Raw genomic sequence first — 19083 nt, forward strand, 5'->3', positions numbered from 1 at the left:
TGGGTGTCGGCGCCGGCCGCCTCGAGCGCCTGGCGGGCGCCGTTGTCGACGGCGGAGGCGTCGCCCCACATGACGTCAACGTTGTTGGAGTTGATCCACTGCTCGGTGAGCTTGGTGCCGAAGGAGGCGTCGGTGAAGCCGGCCTCGAAGTTGTACTGGCCGGTGACGCCCTCGTTGACCTTCTGGGCCGCGGCGAGGTAGGCGGAGTACTTGGTGGTGGTGGAGGGCAGGCGCATGCCGCCGATGAAGCCGATGGACTTGGTCTGCGTCATGAGGCCCGCGACCACGCCGGCCAGCGCGCCCGTCTGGACGAAGTCGGGAAGCACGGTCTCGACGTTGTCCATGACCTCGCAGTCGGTCATCTCGGTCTCGGGGTCGGTGTTGGTGATGAGGAAGTGGACGTTGGGGTGCGTCTCGGCCGCCTCGGTGATGACCTCGGCCCACGTGGAGGCAAACTGGTTGCCGTTGCCCACGATGAGGTCAACGTCCATGTCAACGTAGGTCTGGGCAGCGGTGGCCGCGTCGGCGTCGGCGGTGTTCTCCTTGGGCTCGAGCATCTCCCAGTTGGGGTGGCTGTCCACCGCACGCTGGAGCGACTCGTAGTGGCCCTGGTCCCAGCCGCCGTCGGTGATGATGCCGCTCATGATCATGGCAACGCGGTAGCTCTTCTCGCCGCCCTCGGAGGCGTCGCCCTCCGTGCCCTGGCCGCTGTCGCAACCGGCGAGGGCCAGCGCCGCGGCGCTGCCGAGGCCGAGCCCCAGCGCGGCGCGCCTCGAGACCATCATGGAGCCGAGCTGGCTGGTGTTGTTCTCGCTCATATCTTGGTCCTTTCTCGTTACCATTGCGTCCAACGTCTTTGGGCGCGTTCCCTGTCACCCTCTGCGGCCCGTGCTGCGGGACCGACAGCGCCCCTCTTTTTATGATAAAGCAAGTCGGCCCGCCCGCGCAGACGTGATGCCGGCGCCTGCGGGCCGCGTTGGTCCCACGCGCCCGCGCTAGCGCTGCTCGCGCAGGTACGGCTTGCCGCTCGCCTTGGGGCCGGCGCTCCTGGAGCCAAAGAAGATGAGCGCCACGATGGTGAAGACGTACGGGATCATCTTGAAGAACATGATGGGCGCGGCCTGGAACTGGGCCTGGAGCGCCACGCTCGTGCCGTCGAAGAAGCCGAAGAGCAGGCTCGCGCCAAGGACGCCGAAGGCGTTCCAGCGACCGAAGATGAGCGTCGCCAGGGCTATGAAGCCGCGACCCATGACGATGCCGTCGGTGTAGATGGGCGTGTAGCACAGCGTGAGGAAGGCGCCGCCTGCGGCCGCGAGCGCGCCGCACACGATGCAGGCCACGTACTTCATGCGCACGACGTTGATGCCGAGGGTCTCGGCCGCCTGGGGGTTCTCGCCCACGGAGCGGAAGGAGAGGCCGGCGCGGAAGCGGCTGAAGAAGACGGCCACGCAGGGCACCAGGAGAAAGGCCAGGTACGCCACAGGCGTCTGGTTGAAGAGGGCGTCACCGATGAAGGGGATCTGCGAGAGCCCGGGGATGGCGAGGCTCGCCATCTGCTCGCCGGTGGCGTTGGCGGGGTTGGCGCCCACGAAGAGGTTGTAGCCGAAGAGGGCGATGGCGGGCGCGAGGATGTTGATCGCCATGCCCGTGACCACCTGGTCGGAGCAGAGCGTGACCGTGCAGAAGGCGTAGATCATGTTGATGACGATGCCCGCGAGCATGGCCACCAGAAAGCCCAGCCACAGGTTGCCCGAGACCTTGGCCACGGCAAAGCCCACGAAGGCGCCGATGGCCATGATGCCCTCGAGTCCGATGTTGACCAGGCCGCCACGCTCGGAGAAGAGCTCGCCGAGGGACGCCAGGAGGATGGGCACGGCGCCCATCGCCATTGCCTTGAGAATCGTAGGCAGGGCAGTGATGAAGGCATCCATTACGCGTTCGCCTCGACTTTCTTGGTCTTGGAGCCCATAGATGCGATGAAGGCCTTGATGGCGGGGAGCTTGATCATGGCCATGCCGGCCACCGCGAAGATGATGATGAGGCCGCGCGTGATGTCGATGATGGCCGTGGGGACGCCGATGACGCTCTGCATCATGGTGCCGCCCGTGGAGAGAATGCCGAAGAGGATGGCCACGACGATGGCGGCAACCGGGTTGAGCTGGGCAATGAGCGCGATGGCCACGCCGTCGAAGCCAAAGCCCGAGCCAAAGCCGTCGGCGAGACGGTAGGGCGCCTTGCCCAGAAGCTCGATCGAGCCGCCCATGCCGGCGATGGCGCCGGAGATGATGAAGGAGAGCAGGACGAGCCGACGCACCGGGAAGCCGTTCACGCGCGCGGCGACCTGGTTCATGCCCGTGGCGCGGATCTTGAAGCCGAAGGAGGTGCGGAAGAGCACGTACCAGATGACGAGGCCCAGGACGATGGCCATGAGCACGCCGATGTGGGCGCTCAGGAGCTCGGGCAGGCGGCCGTCCTTGGGGATGGCGGGCGTCTTGGGCAGGCCCTGGTCGGAGAAGAGGTTCTTGAAGACGAACTCCATGAAGTACATGGCCACGTAGTTGAGCATGATCGTGGTGATCATCTCGTTGAGGCCGCGCGTGATCTTCATGATGCCCGGGAGCAGGCCCCAGATGCCGCCGACCACGATGCCGGCGATGAGGCCGAGCGCGAGCGCCGCCGGGCCGGTGAGCCCCAGCCCAAAGACGGTGAGGGCCGTGGCGCAGCCGCCCATGATGAACTGTCCCTCGCCGCCGAGGTTGAAGACGCCGCACTTGTAGGCGAAGACGGCCGCGAGGCCCGTGAAGATGAGCGGGCAGGCGCGCTCGAGGGTCTTGCCGATCTTGGGCAGGTCGCCGAGCGAGCCCTGGAGCAGCGCGGCGTAGCCCTGCAGCGGGTTCTTGCCCAGGCAGGCGATGATGATGGCGCCCACGATGAGAGCGAGCAGCACCGAGGCGATGGGCGTGAGGACCATGAGGGTCCTCTCGCGCCGCTCCTCCGCGCTGAGCGTGTGCTTTGACTTGGTCACCGTTGTTACCTCCTACTTCCCTGCCATGGCGAGCGAGATCTCCTTGATGGGCGGGTTGGCGCCGGGGTAGGTGCCCATGACCTCGCCCTCAAAGAGAACGACGATGCGGTCCGAGAGCTTGAGGACCTCGTCGAAGTCGGCCGAGATGAGCAGAACGGCGCAGCCCGCGTCTCGCTGGGCGACGATCTGGTTGTGGATGAACTCGGTGGCGCCGATGTCGAGGCCGCGCGTGGGGTAGACGGCCACGAGCAGCGAGGGCGAGCCGTCGAGCTCGCGGGCGAGAATGACCTTCTGCTGGTTGCCGCCCGAGAGACTGCGCGCCGTCTGGTTGACGGAGGTGCAGCGGATGTCGTTCTCCTGGCGCTTCTCCTCGGCAAACTCGGCGATGGCGCCCATCTTGAGCCACGCGCCGTGGCCGGAGGAGAACCGGTCCGAGGTGGTCTGCTTGAGCACGAGGTTCTCGGCCACGGTCATGTCCCCCACGAGGCCCATCTTGTTGCGGTCCTCGGGGATGTTGCCCACGCCCGCGCTGATGAAGGCGTCCGGTGAGAAGAGCGCGATCTTGGCGCCGTCAGGGCCGCTGACCTCGCCGGACTCCGGGGAGATGAGACCGGTCACGAGCTCGGCGAGCGGGGTCTGGCCGTTGCCGTCGATGCCGGCCACACCCAGGATCTCGCCGCGGTGGATGGTGAGCGAGACGTCCTTGAGGCCGCCGTGCTTGACCTCGGGGTGATAGGAGACGTCCTTGAGGGTGAGCTCGGGCTCGCCGGGCTTCTCGACCTTCTCGTAGACGCTCTCGGTAAACTTCTGTCCGATCATGAGGTCGGCGAGCTCCTGCTCGGTGGTGTCGGCCACGCGCACCGTCTCGACGGACTCGCCGCGGCGCAGCACCGTCACGCGGTCGGAGATCTGCATGACCTCGCGCATCTTGTGGGAGATGAAGATGATCGACTTGCCCTCGTCGGTGAGCGAGTTCATGATGTCGAAGAGGCCCTGGACCTCGAGGTCGGTGAGAACGGCCGTGGGCTCGTCGAGGACGAGCAGCTCAGCGCCGCGGAACAGCACCTTCATGATCTCCACGCGCTGCTGCATGCCGATGGACATCTCGCCCACGCGCTCGTCGAGGTCGATCTCGAGGCCGTAGCGCTCCATGAGCTCCTCGATGGCCTTGCGGTCGTCGGCCTTCTGGAGCATCGGGGACTTGTGGCGCTTGTCGCCGAGGATGATGTTCTCGAGGCCCGTCATGTTCTCGATCAGCATGAAGTGCTGGTGGACCATGCCGATGCCCTGGGCCACGGCGTCCGCCGGGGAGGCGATCCTCACCTCCTTCCCGTTGAGGGCGATCGTTCCCTCCGTCGGCTGATAGAGGCCGATGAGGACGTTCATGAGCGTGGACTTGCCCGCGCCGTTCTCGCCGAGCAGCGTGTGCACCTCGCCCCGCTCCACTTCCAGGTTCACGTTCTTGTTCGCGTAGAACGAACCGAAGCGTTTGCTGATGTTCGTCATTCTCAGCAACTCGGCCATACCTACCACCTTTCAGGGTCCTGTGTCGTCCCACCCAGCTATAGTACCTGCACCGCGCGGTTTCGTCCCCCTGGTCACGTCATCGCAACCCTCGCCTCACTTCCTCGCATAGGGCGTGTCATCGAGCGGCAACCTCGTCTGGAGCCGGCCGGTGAGGGCGCGGTAGGCGTTCTGCACCGCCGGGGCAGTGGGAATCGTGGCGATCTCGCCGATGCCCTTGCCGCCGTAGGCCACCGGGAGCAGCTCGTCCTTCTCGACGTAGATCGCGTGGATGTCGGGGATGTCGGGGGCACGGAAGAGGCCCAGCGTGCCAAAGCGCTCCTGCGGCACGCAGTCCTTGAGGTCGAAGCGCTCCCTGAGCGCGTATCCCATGCCCATGAGCACGCCGCCCTCGATCTGGCCCTGGATGGCGATGGGGTTCACCACCTTGCCGGCGTCGTGCGCGGCCCAGACCTCGCTCACGCGGCCGTCATCGTCCAGAATCACCACGTGCGTGGCAAAGCCGTAGCAGATGTGGCTCTTGGGATTGGGCACGTCCGCGCCGAGCTTGTCGGTCTTCTCGAGGTACTCGTAGCCAAACTCGCAGCCCTCGAGCGCGCGGATGGCGGACGACGGGTCCTTGGGGTGCAGGCCCTCGCCGGCGCGAAGGTGGGCGCCCCAGCCCTCGTAGGGCGTGCCGTCCAGATACTCGGAGGTGATGCCGTCGCCCCGGGCGCGGACGGGCCCCTCGGGCGCGCCCTCGCCCGCCTCCACGCGCAGCATCGCGTCGCGCAGCAGGAAGGCGGCGCCGCGCACGGCCTCGCCCGTCACGACGGTCTGGCGCGAGCCGGAGGTGGTGCCGGAGTCCGGCGCGGCCTCGGTGGAGCACTCGCCGTTGGCGACCTGCGTGCGCGGCAGGCCCGTGGCCTCGACGATGTCCTGGAGAAAGACGGTGTTGCAGCCCTGGCCGATGTCCGAGGTGGCGGCGTAGGCCACCGCCACGCCCCCCTCGACGCGGATGAGGCAGCGCCCGGCGTCCGGCAGCCCCACGCCCACGCCGGCGTTCTTCATGGCGCAGGCGATGCCCGCGTGCCCGGGATGGGCCTCGTAGGCGTCCTTGACGGCGAGCAGGGTCTCCTTGAGCGCCGTCGAGCAGTCGGCGATCTGGCCGTTGGGCAGCACCTCGCCCGGCTCGATGGCGTTGCGGAAGCGAATCTCCCACGGCGAGATGCCGACCTTCTCGGCGAGAAGGTCGATGAGGCACTCGAGCGCGAACTCGCTCTGGCACACGCCAAAGCCGCGGAACGCCCCTGCGGGCGGGTTGTTGGTGTACCAGCCGTAGCCGCGGATGTCGGTGTTCTGATAGCGGTAGGGCCCCACGGAGTGCGTGCAGGCGCGCTCGAGGACCGGGCCGCACAGGCTCGCGTAGGCGCCGGTGTCGAAGTTGATCTCGCAGTCGAGGCCGGTGAAGATGCCGTTCTCGTCGCAGCCGAGGGTGAAGGTCCCCTCCATGTAGTGGCGCTTGGGATGGAAGTTGATGGACTCCTGGCGCGTGAGCCTGCACTTGACGGGGCGCTGGAAGTGGTAGGCGGCGAGCGCGGCCAGATGCTGCACGGAGACGTCCTCCTTGCCGCCGAAGCCGCCGCCCACGAGCATGGTCTCCACGACCACGCGGTCCTGCTCGTCGTCCCAGCCAAACATGTGGGCGATCTCGTGGCGCGAGTCGTAGGCGCCCTGGTCGCTGGACTGCACCCACACGCCGTTCTTGTACGGGTGGGCGACGGCGCACTCCGGCTCCAGGAACGCGTGCTCGGTGAAGGGCGTCTCGAAGGTCCGCGTCACGGTGTGGGCGGAGCTCGCGAGCGCCGCGGCCGCGTCGCCGCGGGTCACGTGGCGCTGCTGGCAGATGTTGTTCTCGAGAAGGACCTCGTTGCCGAAGGCGTGGTAGCTCCTGTGGAGGATCGGCGCGCCCTCGGCGCGGGCCTCGGCGATGGAGCGGACAGGCTCGAGCACCTCGTAGTCGACCTTCACGAGCCTCTTGGCGCGCGCGAGCGCCGCCTCGTTCTCCGCCACCACGAGGGCGATCGCGTCGCCCACGCAGCGGGTGACGTCGCCCTCGGCGATCATGACGTCCCAGTCCTGAATGAGGTGGCCCACCTGGTTGACCGGCACGTCGCGCGCCGTGAGGACGCCCAGGACGCCCGGCACGGCCTCGGCCTTGGAGGCGTCGATCCTGAGCACGCGGGCGCGCGGGTGGGCGGCGCGCACCGCGCTTGCGTAGGCGAGGTCGGGATAGTCGCGCTCGTCGATGTCGTCCGGGTACTTGCCATAGCCCAGGACCTTGGGGCGAACGTCAACGCGGAAGGCCCGCTCGCCCACGCCGTAGGTGTCGCCGCGCTCGAGGGCCTCGTCGATCTGGGCCTCCCCGCGCAGCACCCTGGCGGCAAGCAGGATGCCCTCGATGATCTTCTTGTAGCCGGTGCAGCGGCAGACGTTGCCGCGGATGGCGCGCTTGACCTCGTCCTCGGTGGGGTCGGGGACGTGATGGATGAGGCCCGCCCCGCTCATGACCATGCCGGGGATGCAGAAGCCGCACTGCACCGCCCCCACGGCGCCGAAGGCATAGACGAAGGCCTCCTGCTCCCTCGCGGGCAGGCCCTCCACGGTCACGATGTCGTGTCCCGCGGCCAGGCGCGTGGTGAGGACGCACGCCTTGGTGGCGCGGTCGTCCACGAGCACGGTGCAGGTCCCGCACGCACCCTCGGAGCAGCCGTCCTTGGCGCTTGTGATGTGGAGGTCGTCGCGCAGGTAGCGAAGGAGCGGCTTGTCCTCGTGGGTGACGCGCTCCTCGCCGTTGACGGTGAAGCGGTACTCGGCGCTTGCGCTTGCAGTCATGATGACCCTCCTACCTGCTCGCAAAGAGGCCGAACGCGTCGGCGATGGCGCCGCGCGGGCACCTGGTCGCACACATGCCGCACGAGATGCAGAGCGCATGGTCGATGCGCGCGCAGCCGTCCACGACGCGGATGGCGCCCAGGGGGCAGGAGCGCGCGCAGAGGCCGCAGCCGATGCAGCTCGTGGCACAGACCTTGCGCGCCACGGGACCCGGGTCGGGGCTCACGCAGCGCACGGTGATGCGCTGGTCGGGGTCGACCATCTCGATCACGCCCTGCGGACAGGAGCGTGCGCAAAGACCGCAGCCGCGACACGCCTCGCGGTCCACAACGGCAACGCCGCGCTCGCCGATGCTCACGGCACCAAAGCGGCAGGCCTCGACGCAGACCCCGCAGCCAACGCAGCCGTGCTCGCAGCACGCTCCGCCCTCGATCGCGGGGGTGCCGCCGCCGCAGCGCACGAACGCCACGGGACGCGGCCTGCGCGAGCGCTTCTCACCCATGTCTCTCCCCTCTTTCCAGCTTCTGCCGACTCCTCTCGCCGACAGGTCGCCCCTCGCGCCGCCCCTCTCGGCGAGCAGGGCCCCCTGTGTCCGGTTCGTACCCGGCACAAACCGGACACAGGGGGATGGTCGTTACTTGGCCAGCAGGTAGGCGTAGTCGTCGCGGACCGCGCGGATGGTGAGGCGCACGTCCTCGGGCAGGCCGCAGGCGGCGTCGTCCACGTCGTAGACGCCGTCGGAGCCGGCCAGGCGCACGCGGAACGTGCCGTCGGGCAGCGGGAGGAAGCCGCGGTTCTCGCTCGCGTCCATGTCCTCGGCGCTCCAGAAGAGCGTGAGCTTGTCCTTGTACGGACGGCCGCTCCACGGGCAGAAGACGGCGCAGTTGCCGCACTCGTTGCACATGCCGTCCACGTGGACGACCTGCTGCTGCGCGAGGCCCGGAACCTTGATGGCAACGTTCGCGCGGTTGGGGCAGACGTCGCAGCAGACCTCGCAGACGGTGGCGCAGCCCAGGCAGCGGCTCGTGGTGCAGCCGGCCACATCGAGGCAGACCTCGCCCTTGCGCGCCATGATGGCGTCCAGCTTGTCCGCGCGGACGTTCTTCTCGGCGTACCTGTTGAAGTCGACGCCGGCCAGATCGCGCGCCACGGCCTGCGCGTCGGCGATGGCCTCCACGAAGGTGGCCGGCCCGCGGCGGCAGTCGCCGGCGGCCCAAACGTGGTCCACGCCGGTGGCGGTGCCGGCCGGGCGTCCGCGACGGTCCGTCTCCACGCCCGCGCCCTCGTAGAGCCCGCGCTCGATCTGCTCGCCCACGGCGCAGATCACGGCCGTGGCCGGGACGTCCACGGTGTCGCCCGTGGGCTCGGGGCGACGGCGCCCGGACTCGTCCGGCTCGCCGAGGCGCATGACGTCGCAGGTGAGCACGCCGTTCTCCACGCCGACCGGGGCGAGAAGCTCCATCAGCTCCACGCCCTCCTCGAGGGCCAGCTGCAGCTCCTCCTCGTCCGCCGGCATCTCCTTCTTGGTGCGGCGATAGACGATGCGCACGTTCTGCACGCCCTCGGCACGCTTGGCCACGCGCGCGGCGTCCATCGCGGTGTTGCCGGCGCCCACGATCACCACGTCGGTGCCCAGCTCCATCGGCTCGCCGGACTTGGCGGCCTCGAGGAACTCCAGGACGTCGATCTCCTCGCCGGCCTTGAGGCCCACCTTGCCCGGCGCCCACGCGCCCGTGGCCACCACGACGTCGGTGAAGCCCTCGTCGAAGAGCTCGGCCACGCTCGTGACCTCCCGCTCCATCTGGACCTGCGCGCCAAAGGCGAGGCAGAGCGCCACGTCCTTGTCGATGTCGTCGTCAGAGATGCGGAAGCTCGGGATGACGTGGCGCGCCACGCCGCCGAGACTCCCCGTGCGCTCGATGATCGTCACCTTGGCGCCGGCGCGCGTGAGGAAGAACGCCGTGGCCAGGCCCGCCGGGCCGCCGCCCACGACCGCCACGTTCTTGTCGGCCGCAGAGGCAAGCCGAGTCGGACCGTCCGCCCGGAGCTTCTTTACGACCTCGTCGAAGCCGCCGCGCGCGGCGTCCAGCTTGTGACCGCGGATGCGCGCGCCGTCGGGCTCGTAGAAGGCGCGCTCACACTTGGCACCGCAGGGGTGCGGGCAGAGGTTGCCGGTGATGTGCGGCAGGGCGTTGCGCTCCACGATGATCTGCAGGGCCTCGGCGAACTTGCCCTCGTCCACACGGGAGAGGTAGGCCGGGATGTCCTGCTGGATGGGGCAGCCGGTGCGGCACGGCGCCGTGAAGCAGCTCATGAGCGGCAGCTCCGCGTCGATCTTGTGCGGCTTGGCCGGCTTGATGGGCTTCTGGTAGTCAGGCCCGGAGGCCACGCGGGCCGCGAGCTCGGTCACGGCGTCCACGTCCACGACGTCTGCGCGCGGCGCGCCGGCGAGAAGACCGGCGATCTGGAAGAAGCGCTCATAGCCGCCCGGCTTGAGGACGTTCGTCGCCATGGTGATCGGCCAGATGCCGGCCGCGTAGAGGTCACGGATGTTGCGCGCGTCGGCGCCGCCGGAGTAGGAGATGCGCAGGCGCCCGTCAAACTGGCGGGCGATGCGGCGCGCCAGCTCGATCGTGAGCGGGAAGAGCGAGCGGCCGGACATGTACATCTCGTCGCTCGGAAGCTCGCCGCGCGTGACGTCCACCGGGAACGTGTTGGTGAGCTTGACGCCGAAGGCGAGGTTCTTCTCGGCGCAGAGCTTGATCAGGCGCTCGAACATCGGCACGGCGTCGACCCACTGCAGGTCCTCGCGGAAGTGCGTGTCGTCGAAGACGATGTAGTCAAAGCCGAGCTCGTTCAGGCGCGACCGCGCGAAGTCATAGCCCAAAAGCGTCGGGTTGCACTTGATGTAGGTGTTCACGCCCTTCTCGGTGATGAGGTAGGTGGCGATGCGCTCGATCTCGTCCGGCGGGCAGCCGTGGAGCGTGGACTCGGTGACGGAGGTGGACACCTGCGGGGAGACCCCGTTCACGAAGTCGGCGTCCACGTTGGCGAAGCGGTCGAGGTTAGCGAGGGCCCAGTCGCGGCACTCGGCCCAGACCTCCGTGCCGGAGGCGTCCTTCATGCCCTCGATGTAGCGGTCGACCTTCTCGGACTTGATGCCCTCGAGGCTGTAGCCCACGGACATGTTGAAGACGAAGCCGTCCGGGTCCCCGAGGCCGTACTCGCGGGCGATGAGCTTGCACGCCCACCAGGCCTTGACGTACTCGGCGAAGGCCTGCGGCACCGTGAGCTCAGTGGACCACTCGCAGTTGTAGCACTCGTCCTCGGCCACGATGCAGGGCTTGTTCACGCAGGCGGAGAGCTCCTCGCCGTCCATGACCTGCACGGTCTTGAGCTCGAAGAAGCGCGAGCCGGCCACGTAGGAGGCGATGATGTTCTGCGCGAGCTGGGTGTTGGGGCCGGCGGCCGGGCCGAAGGGCGTCTCGATCCTCTCGGCAAAGATGGGTTCGGCGCCGCCCTCGTGGTGGTAGGCCTTGCGCACGCCGAAGATGGCGCCCTGGGTCTCGTGCTCGGTCAGGACCCAGTCCATGACCTGCGCAAACGGCATCGGCCTCATGACGTCGCTCATTGTTGCTCCTCTCCGATGTGGAAAGGGGACAGTCCCTTTTCCACATGTGGTGCACCGGCGAGACCGCGCGCCGGCGAAGGATGAATCGGCCCCGCGGAGGCCGTCGGTCCTAGTACGTGCGCTCGTTCAGCGTGCCCCAGAGCTTCTTTGACTGCTCGAGGGTCCAGGCGTTGATGCGCTCCTCGTCAAAGGCCACGAACTCGCGGTCCTTGTAGAGCACCTTGCCGTTGACGATGGTGGTGCGGCAGTTCTTGCCCATCATGCCGAAGAGCATGTGGCCGTCGATGTTCTCGTCCGAGAAGGGCGTGAAGACCGGGTAGTCCATCACGATGACGTCGGCCGCAGCGCCCGGCTTGAGCGCGCCGATCTCGCGCCCGAAGTAGGCGCTCGCCATGGCGGGGTTGTTCTGGAAGAGCATCGTCATGGCCTCGACCCAGCCCACGTTGGGCATGGCCGCGTTGTGACGCTGGATGATGAGGAAGACCTTGAGGCTCTCCAGCATGTCGTGCGTGTAGGCGTCCGTGCCCATGTGCACCGGAATGCCGCGGCGGAAGAACTCGAGCACCGGCGCGCAGCCCACGGCGTTGCCCATGTTGGACTCGGGGTTGTTGACGATGTGGGTGCCGGTCTCCTTGATGATGTCCATCTCGGCGGGCGTGACGTGGATGCAGTGGCCGAGCATCGTGCGCGGGCCCAGGAGGTCGTGCTGCAGCAGCCGCTCGATCGGCGAGATGCCGCCGCGGTTGAGACGGCTGTCCCAGACGTCGTTCATGCCCTCACAGACGTGGATGTGGAAGCCGGTGAGGCCGGCGTTGGCCTCGGCCATCTTGTCCATCGTCTCGTCGGAGAGCGTGAAGGTGGCGTGCCCGCCGAACATCGCGGCGATCATGGAGTTGCCCTCGGCCTGGGCCCGGGCGGCCCACTGCGCGAACTCGGCGTTCTCGGCGATCGACTGGTCGCGCTTCTCGTCGCCGCGGCGGTCGGAGGTCTCGTAGCAGAGGCACGCGCGGATGCCCGTCTCCTCGCAGACGTCCTTGATCGCAAAGAGCGAGCCCGGTATCTCGCAGAAGCTCGCGTGGTGATCGAAGATTGTGGTCACGCCGTCGCGCAGGCTGTCCAGCACGGTGGCGTAGGCGCTCGCGCGCGTGCCGTCGAGCGTGAGGTTGTCGTCGATCTTCCACCACTGCTGCTCGAGGTTCTCCAGGAAGTTGTGCGGGTTGCAGCCCTTGATGGAGAGGCCGCGCGCCAGGCCGGAGTAGATGTGGGTGTGGCAGTTCACCAGGCCCGGCATGATGACGCCGCCGTGGGCGTCCACGTATTCCGCAGCGGGGTTGGCGGCGCGCAGGGCGGCCTCGTCGCCCACGCCCGCGATCTTGTCTCCGTCGATCAGAACGGCACCATGCTCGAAGTAGGGGCTTGCAGGGTCGCGCGTGATGACGCGTCCGTTTCCCACGAGAACCATGTCTCTCCAATCGCCGTCGCATACCCGTGCGAGAAGACGTCCGGACATGTCCCCGACATGCGTCGACATGCCCCCGGCGCCGTGTCAATTCCTATTATGAGGTTGGATGATGTCGGAATTCTTACAAAATGTCTGCTAGCAAAAAAATCTGTCAGACGGTAGGAAGCGGCGGGCGAACGGCAGGTGAGGGCGTTTCTTTGCGGTTATAGTTACGTTAAAATAACGATTCCAATCACTCAGGGGGAGGACGCAATGGACCGCACGCAACTCGACTTCTACCGTCGCCTTGCCAGGGCGATCGCCCTGCAGTTTGGAAGCGGCTGCGAGGTTGTCATCCATGACCTCACGTCCGACCCCTCCCACCCCATCGTTGCCATTGAGAACGGCCACGTCACCGGCCGCAAGGTGGGCGACGGTCCCTCCCGCGTGGTGCTCGAGACCCTGCACGCGAGCAAGGGCCGGCACTTCGAGGACCGCATCGGCTACCTCACCAGGACGGCGGACGGCAAGATTCTGCGCTCCTCTACCATCTTCATCAACGACGACGCGGGCAACGCCGTGGGCATCCTCGCCATCAACTACGACATCACCCTCCTGCGCGCGACGCGGGGGCTTCTCTCCGAGCTCTGCGACACCGAGCCCGAGCCCGGCGCGCACGAGCCCGAGCCCATCGTCCGCAACGTGGCCGACCTGCTCGACGACCTCATCGAGCAGAGCGTGGAGCTCGTGGGCACGCCCGTGGCCCTCATGACGCGCGAGGAGAAGGTCCAGGCCATTCGCTACCTCAACGACACCGGCGCCTTCCTCATCACCAAGTCAGGCTACAAGGTGTGCAAGTACTTCGGCATCTCCAAGTACACCCTCTACAGCTACCTCGACGAGGCCAAGAACGGCCCCAAGGAGGCGTAGCCGGGCGCCTGCGAAGAGCTCTCGGCGCGCTACCCGAGCGCGGCGCAGTACGCGGGGGCGTCCATGCTGGGGACGCGCGACCCGCGATAGGCCGACGCGTCGCGCGTGACGATTGCCTCGGCGCCCAGAAGCTCCGCCGTCGCGCGGACGATGCCGTCCTCGAGGTCCGGCTCGTCCGACGCGAAGGCCGCGTCCAGGACGGGACCCGTGAGCTCGGCCACCTCCATCAGCGCTCGGAAGTCGTCCAGCCGCGCCCGCACGAGCCCCTCGTCGTGATAGTGACGACACAGGATGTAGTAGGCGTCCTTGATGCCGGCCGCGAGGATCACGGGCGTCTTATCCTCTGCGGAGAGTAGCGCCTCGAGCAGGTCGACGGCATCGTGGTGCCTCTCGCGCGTCGCGCTGAGGTAGTCGAGGATGATGCTGGTGTCGAGCACGACCCTAGCCAAAGCGCCTCGCCCGCTCCTCGTCGAGCAGCTCGCGGTCGCTCTTGTCCGATGCCCAAGCCGGCTCACGCGAGACATCCTGCTCGATGGCGGCCGTGAGCGCGTGAAGGCGCTCGAGGCGCGCGCGACGGCTGGCCGCCTCGGGGTCAGCCGGGTGGATGGTGACCCACGGCCTGTTGTTCTTGAGCACCACAAGTGTTGACCCCAGCTCGTTGACCTGCGCAGTCAGCTCGCTGAATCGGTTCTTCGCCTCACGGACGCCCACCGCAGAAAGCTCCGTCATATCAGCCTCCCTCAACGTAGCTACAGCATACACCTTTGTAGCCACATCGGGTACGCGTTCGCGCAGGCGCTTCTCGCCCGACGTCACACCAGCTAGTTCACGCCGCGGAAGCCGCGACCGATGATCTCCGAGCTGCTCGTGATCGTGATGAAGGCACCCGGGTCCTGCGCGCGGACAAAGAGGCGCAGCTTCATGGCCTCGCGGCGTGAGAGTACGCTCGTGAGGATGGTCTGTCGCCTACCGGAGTAGGCGCCCCAGCCAAACTGCACCGTGGCCGTGCGGCCGAGCTTCTTGACGATGAACTCCTCCACGTCGCGCGGGTGGTCGCAGATGACCTGGCAGACCTTGCGCTGGCGGATGGACTCGATGAAGCCGTCCACCACGAACGTCTTGCCGATGAGCGCGAGCACGCAGTAGAGGCCCACGCGCGCCCCGTAGAGCCCGATCGCCGCCACGACCACGGCCACGTCCACGGCAAAGAGCGCCTTACCGATCTCCAGGTCCGTGCGCTTGCGCAAGATCATGGCCAGGATGTCCGTGCCGCCGGTGGACGCGCCGATGTCAAAGACCAGCGCCGAGCCCACGGCGGGCAGCAGCACCGCAAAGCAGACGTCGAGCCACAGGTCGCCGGTGATGGAGGCCGTGACCGGGAACAGCCACTCGAAGAGCGAGGTGTAGCCGGAGAGCGCGAACGACGCGAACGCGCTCCACAGCACCGCCCTGCGCTCCAGAAAGACCAGGCCGAGAAGAACGAGCACGGCGTTCAGGATCCACATGTACGCCGAGACCGGAAGCGCCGGCAGCGCGGTGTTGAGCAGGATCGCAAAGCCCGTGGTCCCGCCGAAGGCCAGGTGGTTGGGCGTCTTGAAGAGCACGAGCGCCACGGCGGTGAGGATGAGGCCCGCGTTGAGCAGGCCAAAGAACTGCGGAAAGCTGTAGGCCATACGCCGACGCGAGAGCTTCTCCGCCCGGCGCGCCTCGTCGGGCGTCATCTCCCCCGCGACCGGCTCGACAGTCTCCTCGACCTGCACGTCCTTCTCGCCCACCGCTGGCTCCCCTCCGCGCGCGACCACGCCCTTCGGCTCGGAAGTCTAGCAGGTTGCACCGGTCAGGTCAGCGAGAGGCACGCCGCAACTCAAGTGGAGCATACGGACGTTTCTGGCTGCCAGAGGCCCAAAAAACGTCCGTATGCTCCACTTGAACATCACTTGTCCGAAGGAGCGGCCGAGAAGTACGGGCGGGCGCACGGGGAGACCCCGCCCCTTCGTTAAGCGGGATCTTCCGCGCAGCGCAGTCCCGCGTACGAAGGGACGGGGTCTCCCCGTCTGCCCCGGGCCCCTACGACTCGAGCCGCTCCGCGAGCATCTTGTTGAAGGCCTTGGGGTTGCCCGAGCCCTTTGCCGCCTTCATGCACTGGCCCACGAGGAACCCGAGCACCTTCTTGTTGCCGTCGCGGAACTGCTGGACCTGGTCTGTGCAGCGGTCCAGCACCTCGTCCACGATGGCGCCGAGCGCGCCGGCGTCCGTGGACTGGCGCATGCCGTGGGCGTCCACGTAGGCGGCCGGGTCCTCCTCGGTGCCGTTGACCGCGTCGAGCACCTCGCGCGCCTGGGCGAACGTGATCGCGTCCTCGGCGAGAAGCCCCGACAGGCTCGCGACCTGCGCCGGCGTGAGGGCGTCGTAGCTGGGCACGAGGTTCACCATGACCTTGGCCACGGTTTCCACGTTCTTCTCGCCCGCCGCGGACAGCGTCTGCTCGAAGAAGGCCGCGACCGTCGGGTCGCCCGCGAGCTGGGCGGCGTCGGCGCGCTTGAGGCCGTAGTCGGCCATGTAGCGGTCACGCTTGGCGTCCGGCAGCTCCGGGATCCGCGCCCGGCAGCGCTCGACGAACTCGTCGGAGAGGTCGAACGGCGCGAGGTCCGGGTCCGGGAAGAGGCGGTAGTCGTCCGCGGTCTCCTTGACGCGCATGACCACGGTGCGGCGCCGCGAGGGCTCCCAGTGGCGCGTCTCCTGATAGACGATGCCGCCCTCCTCGAGCACCTCGGCCTGGCGGCAGATCTCGTACTCGAGCGCGTCGTGCAGGCTCTTGAACGAGTTTATGTTCTTCATCTCGGTCTTGGTGCCAAACTTCGTCTCGCCGCGGCGACGCAGCGAGATGTTGCCGTCGCAGCGCATGGAGCCGCTCTCGAGCGAGCAGTCGGAGATGCCGAGCGTGAGGAACGTCTGGCGCAGCTTCTCCATGAAGAGGCGCGCCTCCTCGGGCGTGCGCAGGTCGGGCTCGGTAACGAGCTCGATGAGCGGCGTGCCGCAGCGGTTGTAGTCGATGAGGGACTCGGTGGCCGCCGTGATGCGACCCTCCTCGCCGCCCACGTGGACCATCTTGGCGGCGTCCTCCTCCATGTGGATGCGCAGGATCCGGATGGGCGCCACGTAGCTGCCGTCGTCGTTCTTCTCGACCGTGGAGTCCGGGCGCTCCTTGGCGCCGGCGCCGGCAACCTCCAGGTCCAGGTGGCCGTGCATGCAGAACGCCACGGGCCCCTGCGTGGTCTGGAAGTTCTTGGCCATGTCCGGGTAGAAGTAGTGCTTCCGGTAGAACATGGAGTGGCGCTGGATCTCGCAGTTGGTGGCCAGGCCCGCCATGACGATCGACTCGATGGCCTTCTCGTTGGGGACGGGAAGGGCGCCCGGCATGCCCAGGCAGACCGGGCAGACGTTGGTGTTGGGCGGGTCGTCGTGGCTGAGGCGGCAGTTGCAGAACATCTTGGTCTCGAGCGCGGTGAGCTCGGTGTGGACCTCGAGGCCGATCACGGCCTCCCAGTCGCGCAGGACCTCGGCGAGCTTCTTCATGCGAGCTCACCCCCCTTCCCGGCACAGGCGGGCGCGACGGGGGCCCCCGCGCCGTCGGGCGAGAAGGACCGCTCGATCGCGCGCGCGAACGTGAGCAGCGTGGCGTCGGCGAAGGCCGGGCCCTGCAGCTGCGCGGAGACCGGCAGGCCGGACTGCGCGCCCAGGCCCAGCGGCACCGAGATGCCGCCGTTGCCGACGATGTTGTTGGAGATCGTGAACAGGTCGGATGCGTACATCTGCGTGGGATCGCTCAGCTCGCCGAACCTGAACGCCGTGCGCGGCGCGGCCGGCATGAGGATGACGTCGCACTGCTCGTAGGCGCGGGCGTAGTCGGCCGTGATGAGGGTACGGACCTGCTGCGCCGGGTAGTAGTACGTGTCGTAGACGCCGCTGGAGAGGAGGTAGGCGCCCAGCATCTGACGGCGCTTGGCCTCCTCGCCGAAGCCGTGCGCGCGGGAGAGCGAGGTCTGCTCGGCCAGCGTGGCACAACCCTGCTCCTGGTAGCCGTAGCGCACGCCGTCGAAGCGCGCGAGGTTGGAGAAGGCCTCGCACGGCGCGATCACGTAGTAGGCGGCGATGGCGGAGGCGATGTTGGGGAGGTCGACCTCCACGAGCTCGGCGCCCTGGTCCTGCAGCGCGCGACCGGCGGCGGTGACGGCGTCGCGCACCTCGTCGGTGAGGCCGGCGGCCTCCATGAGCGCGGGCACGACGCCGACCTTGCGGCCCTCGATGGGGTCATCCAGGTGGGCGAGAAAATCGGTCTCGCAGGGCTGGCTCGTGGAGTCCCACGGGTCGCGCCCGCCGGCCGTGAGCGCGTTCATGGCCAGGGCCACGTCCTCGACGCGGCGACCGAAGGGACCGACCTGGTCGAGCGAGGAGCCGAAGGCCACCACGCCGTAGCGGCTGACCGCGCCGTAGGTGGGCTTGAGGCCCACGACGCCGCAGAGCGAGGCCGGCTGGCGGATGGAGCCGCCGGTGTCCGAGCCCAGGGAGACCGTGACCTCGCCGGCGGCGACGGCTGCGGCCGAGCCGCCCGAGGAGCCGCCCGGCACGCGCGCGGTGTCCCAGGGGTTGGCCGTGGGGTGGAAGGCGGAGGACTCGGTCGAGCTGCCGAAGGCGAACTCGTCCATGTTGGTCTTGCCCACGGGCGTGGCACCGGCGTCGAGCAGGCGCTGGACGCAGGTGGCCGTGAACGTGGACTCGTAGTTGGCGAGCATGCGCGAGGCGCAGGTGGTGCGGGTGCCCACGAGGTGCATGTTGTCCTTGAAGGCCACGGGCACGCCGGCGAGCGGACCGAGCTTCTCGCCCGCCGCGCGGGCCTGGTCCGTGGCCTCGGCGGCCGCGAGCGCGAGGTCCGCGGAGACCTGCAGAAACGCCTTGACCTCGCCGTCGCGGGCCTTCACGGCGTCGAGCGCGGCGCGGGCCACCTCGGTTGCGGTGAAGTCGCCGTTTGCGACGCCCGCCGCGATCTGGCGCGCGGAGAGCTGGTCGAAGTTGGCCATTACGCGTCACCTCCCGCCTCGCCGAGGATGGACGGCACGCGGAAGCTGCGGTCGCGGGAGGCGCCGGCGTTTGAGAGCGCCACGTCCACGGGCAGGTGGCGCACCGCGTCGTCCGGCACGTCGTCCGCCATCACGTTGGAGAGGTCCCCGATGGGGTGGAACGTGGGCTCCACGCCCTCGAGGTCGTACTGGCGGATGGGCTCCAGCAGGTCGATCGCGTCGTTCATGTACGCGGTCATCTCGTCGAGCTCCTCGGGCGTGAGCGCGATCCGCGCGTAGTCCGCGATGCCCGCGACGTCTTCTCTGGTTAGGGGCATGGGTCCTCCTATCTACACTGCGCCCCATTCTACGACAGGCCGACACGGGCCACCCGCGCGCGCACGAGGCCGTATCCCCGCTGAAATCTTCCCGTTTTGGGCACCGCGCTTGACGCTCTTCTCGGCAACGCATGCGTCCTGTGCCCCACAACCGGACGTGACCCGATGCCCTTCTCGCCAGTACGCGCTTTCCTACGTTTTGGCGCCCAATTCCGTTGGCAATCGCGTATTGGCTTCCGTCGATACGCGATTGCCAACGTTTT

The 19083-nt window shown here is 68.0% G+C and carries 15 protein-coding genes; 1 reads left to right on the plus strand and 14 read right to left on the minus strand.

The window, feature by feature from the left end:
• From H6A07_RS01795 to ssnA, 8 genes are all read right to left on the minus strand, one after another.
• Positions 1-818 (minus strand): BMP family lipoprotein (locus H6A07_RS01795; RefSeq protein ID WP_204812813.1); only part of this gene is annotated, 818 nt, incomplete at its 3' end.
• Between the two features lie 177 nt (positions 819-995).
• The gene (locus tag H6A07_RS01800) at positions 996-1931 is read right to left on the minus strand and encodes an ABC transporter permease (RefSeq protein WP_204812815.1); all 936 of its coding nucleotides are present in this window, start codon (positions 1929-1931) and stop codon (positions 996-998) included.
• Positions 1931-3025: an ABC transporter permease gene (locus H6A07_RS01805; protein WP_342636535.1), complete on the minus strand. Its 1095-nt coding sequence runs from the start codon at positions 3023-3025 to the stop codon at positions 1931-1933. The genes H6A07_RS01800 and H6A07_RS01805 overlap by 1 nt, the downstream gene beginning before the upstream one ends.
• 12 nt (positions 3026-3037) lie before the next feature.
• Positions 3038-4549, minus strand: a complete 1512-nt coding sequence (locus H6A07_RS01810; protein WP_204812817.1) for an ABC transporter ATP-binding protein — start codon at positions 4547-4549, stop codon at positions 3038-3040.
• A gap of 96 nt (positions 4550-4645) precedes the next feature.
• A complete protein-coding gene (xdh, locus tag H6A07_RS01815) occupies positions 4646-7423 on the minus strand; it encodes a selenium-dependent xanthine dehydrogenase (RefSeq protein ID WP_204812819.1) in 2778 nt (925 codons plus the stop codon).
• A 10-nt stretch (positions 7424-7433) separates the two neighbouring features.
• Positions 7434-7925, minus strand: a complete 492-nt coding sequence (locus H6A07_RS01820; protein ID WP_204812821.1) for a 4Fe-4S binding protein — start codon at positions 7923-7925, stop codon at positions 7434-7436.
• Between the two features lie 132 nt (positions 7926-8057).
• On the minus strand, positions 8058-11054 hold the full coding sequence (gene ygfK, locus H6A07_RS01825; protein ID WP_204812823.1) for a putative selenate reductase subunit YgfK: 2997 nt from the start codon (positions 11052-11054) through the stop codon (positions 8058-8060).
• A gap of 109 nt (positions 11055-11163) precedes the next feature.
• On the minus strand, positions 11164-12516 hold the full coding sequence (ssnA, locus tag H6A07_RS01830; RefSeq protein ID WP_204812825.1) for a putative aminohydrolase SsnA: 1353 nt from the start codon (positions 12514-12516) through the stop codon (positions 11164-11166).
• Positions 12517-12768: 252 nt separating this feature from the next.
• Between ssnA and H6A07_RS01835 the strand changes: the two genes are divergently transcribed.
• Positions 12769-13425, plus strand: coding sequence for a helix-turn-helix transcriptional regulator (locus H6A07_RS01835; protein WP_204812827.1), 657 nt, complete (start codon positions 12769-12771; stop codon positions 13423-13425).
• 29 nt (positions 13426-13454) lie between these two features.
• On the opposite strand, the gene H6A07_RS01840 is transcribed toward H6A07_RS01835, so the two are convergent.
• The 6 genes from H6A07_RS01840 to gatC all read right to left on the minus strand — a co-directional run bounded on the left by H6A07_RS01840 (position 13455) and on the right by gatC (position 18820).
• The gene (locus H6A07_RS01840; protein ID WP_204812829.1) at positions 13455-13874 is read right to left on the minus strand and encodes a PIN domain-containing protein; all 420 of its coding nucleotides are present in this window, start codon (positions 13872-13874) and stop codon (positions 13455-13457) included.
• Positions 13867-14154, minus strand: a complete 288-nt coding sequence (locus H6A07_RS01845; protein ID WP_204812832.1) for a type II toxin-antitoxin system Phd/YefM family antitoxin — start codon at positions 14152-14154, stop codon at positions 13867-13869. Before H6A07_RS01845 ends, H6A07_RS01840 begins: the two co-directional genes overlap by 8 nt.
• A 92-nt stretch (positions 14155-14246) precedes the next feature.
• Complete coding sequence (locus H6A07_RS01850) at positions 14247-15200, minus strand: YitT family protein (protein WP_342636536.1); 954 nt, start codon at positions 15198-15200, stop codon at positions 14247-14249.
• Between the two features lie 292 nt (positions 15201-15492).
• On the minus strand, positions 15493-17001 hold the full coding sequence (gatB, locus tag H6A07_RS01855; protein ID WP_204812834.1) for an Asp-tRNA(Asn)/Glu-tRNA(Gln) amidotransferase subunit GatB: 1509 nt from the start codon (positions 16999-17001) through the stop codon (positions 15493-15495).
• A complete protein-coding gene (gene gatA / locus H6A07_RS01860; RefSeq protein WP_204812836.1) occupies positions 16998-18503 on the minus strand; it encodes an Asp-tRNA(Asn)/Glu-tRNA(Gln) amidotransferase subunit GatA in 1506 nt (501 codons plus the stop codon). Before gatA ends, gatB begins: the two co-directional genes overlap by 4 nt.
• The gene (gatC, locus tag H6A07_RS01865) at positions 18503-18820 is read right to left on the minus strand and encodes an Asp-tRNA(Asn)/Glu-tRNA(Gln) amidotransferase subunit GatC (RefSeq protein ID WP_204812838.1); all 318 of its coding nucleotides are present in this window, start codon (positions 18818-18820) and stop codon (positions 18503-18505) included. The genes gatA and gatC overlap by 1 nt, the downstream gene beginning before the upstream one ends.
• Between the last annotated feature and the right edge of the window lie 263 nt (positions 18821-19083).

Source organism: Olsenella uli (assembly GCF_016899935.1).
In the GTDB taxonomy this organism is placed as follows: domain Bacteria; phylum Actinomycetota; class Coriobacteriia; order Coriobacteriales; family Atopobiaceae; genus Thermophilibacter; species Thermophilibacter uli_B.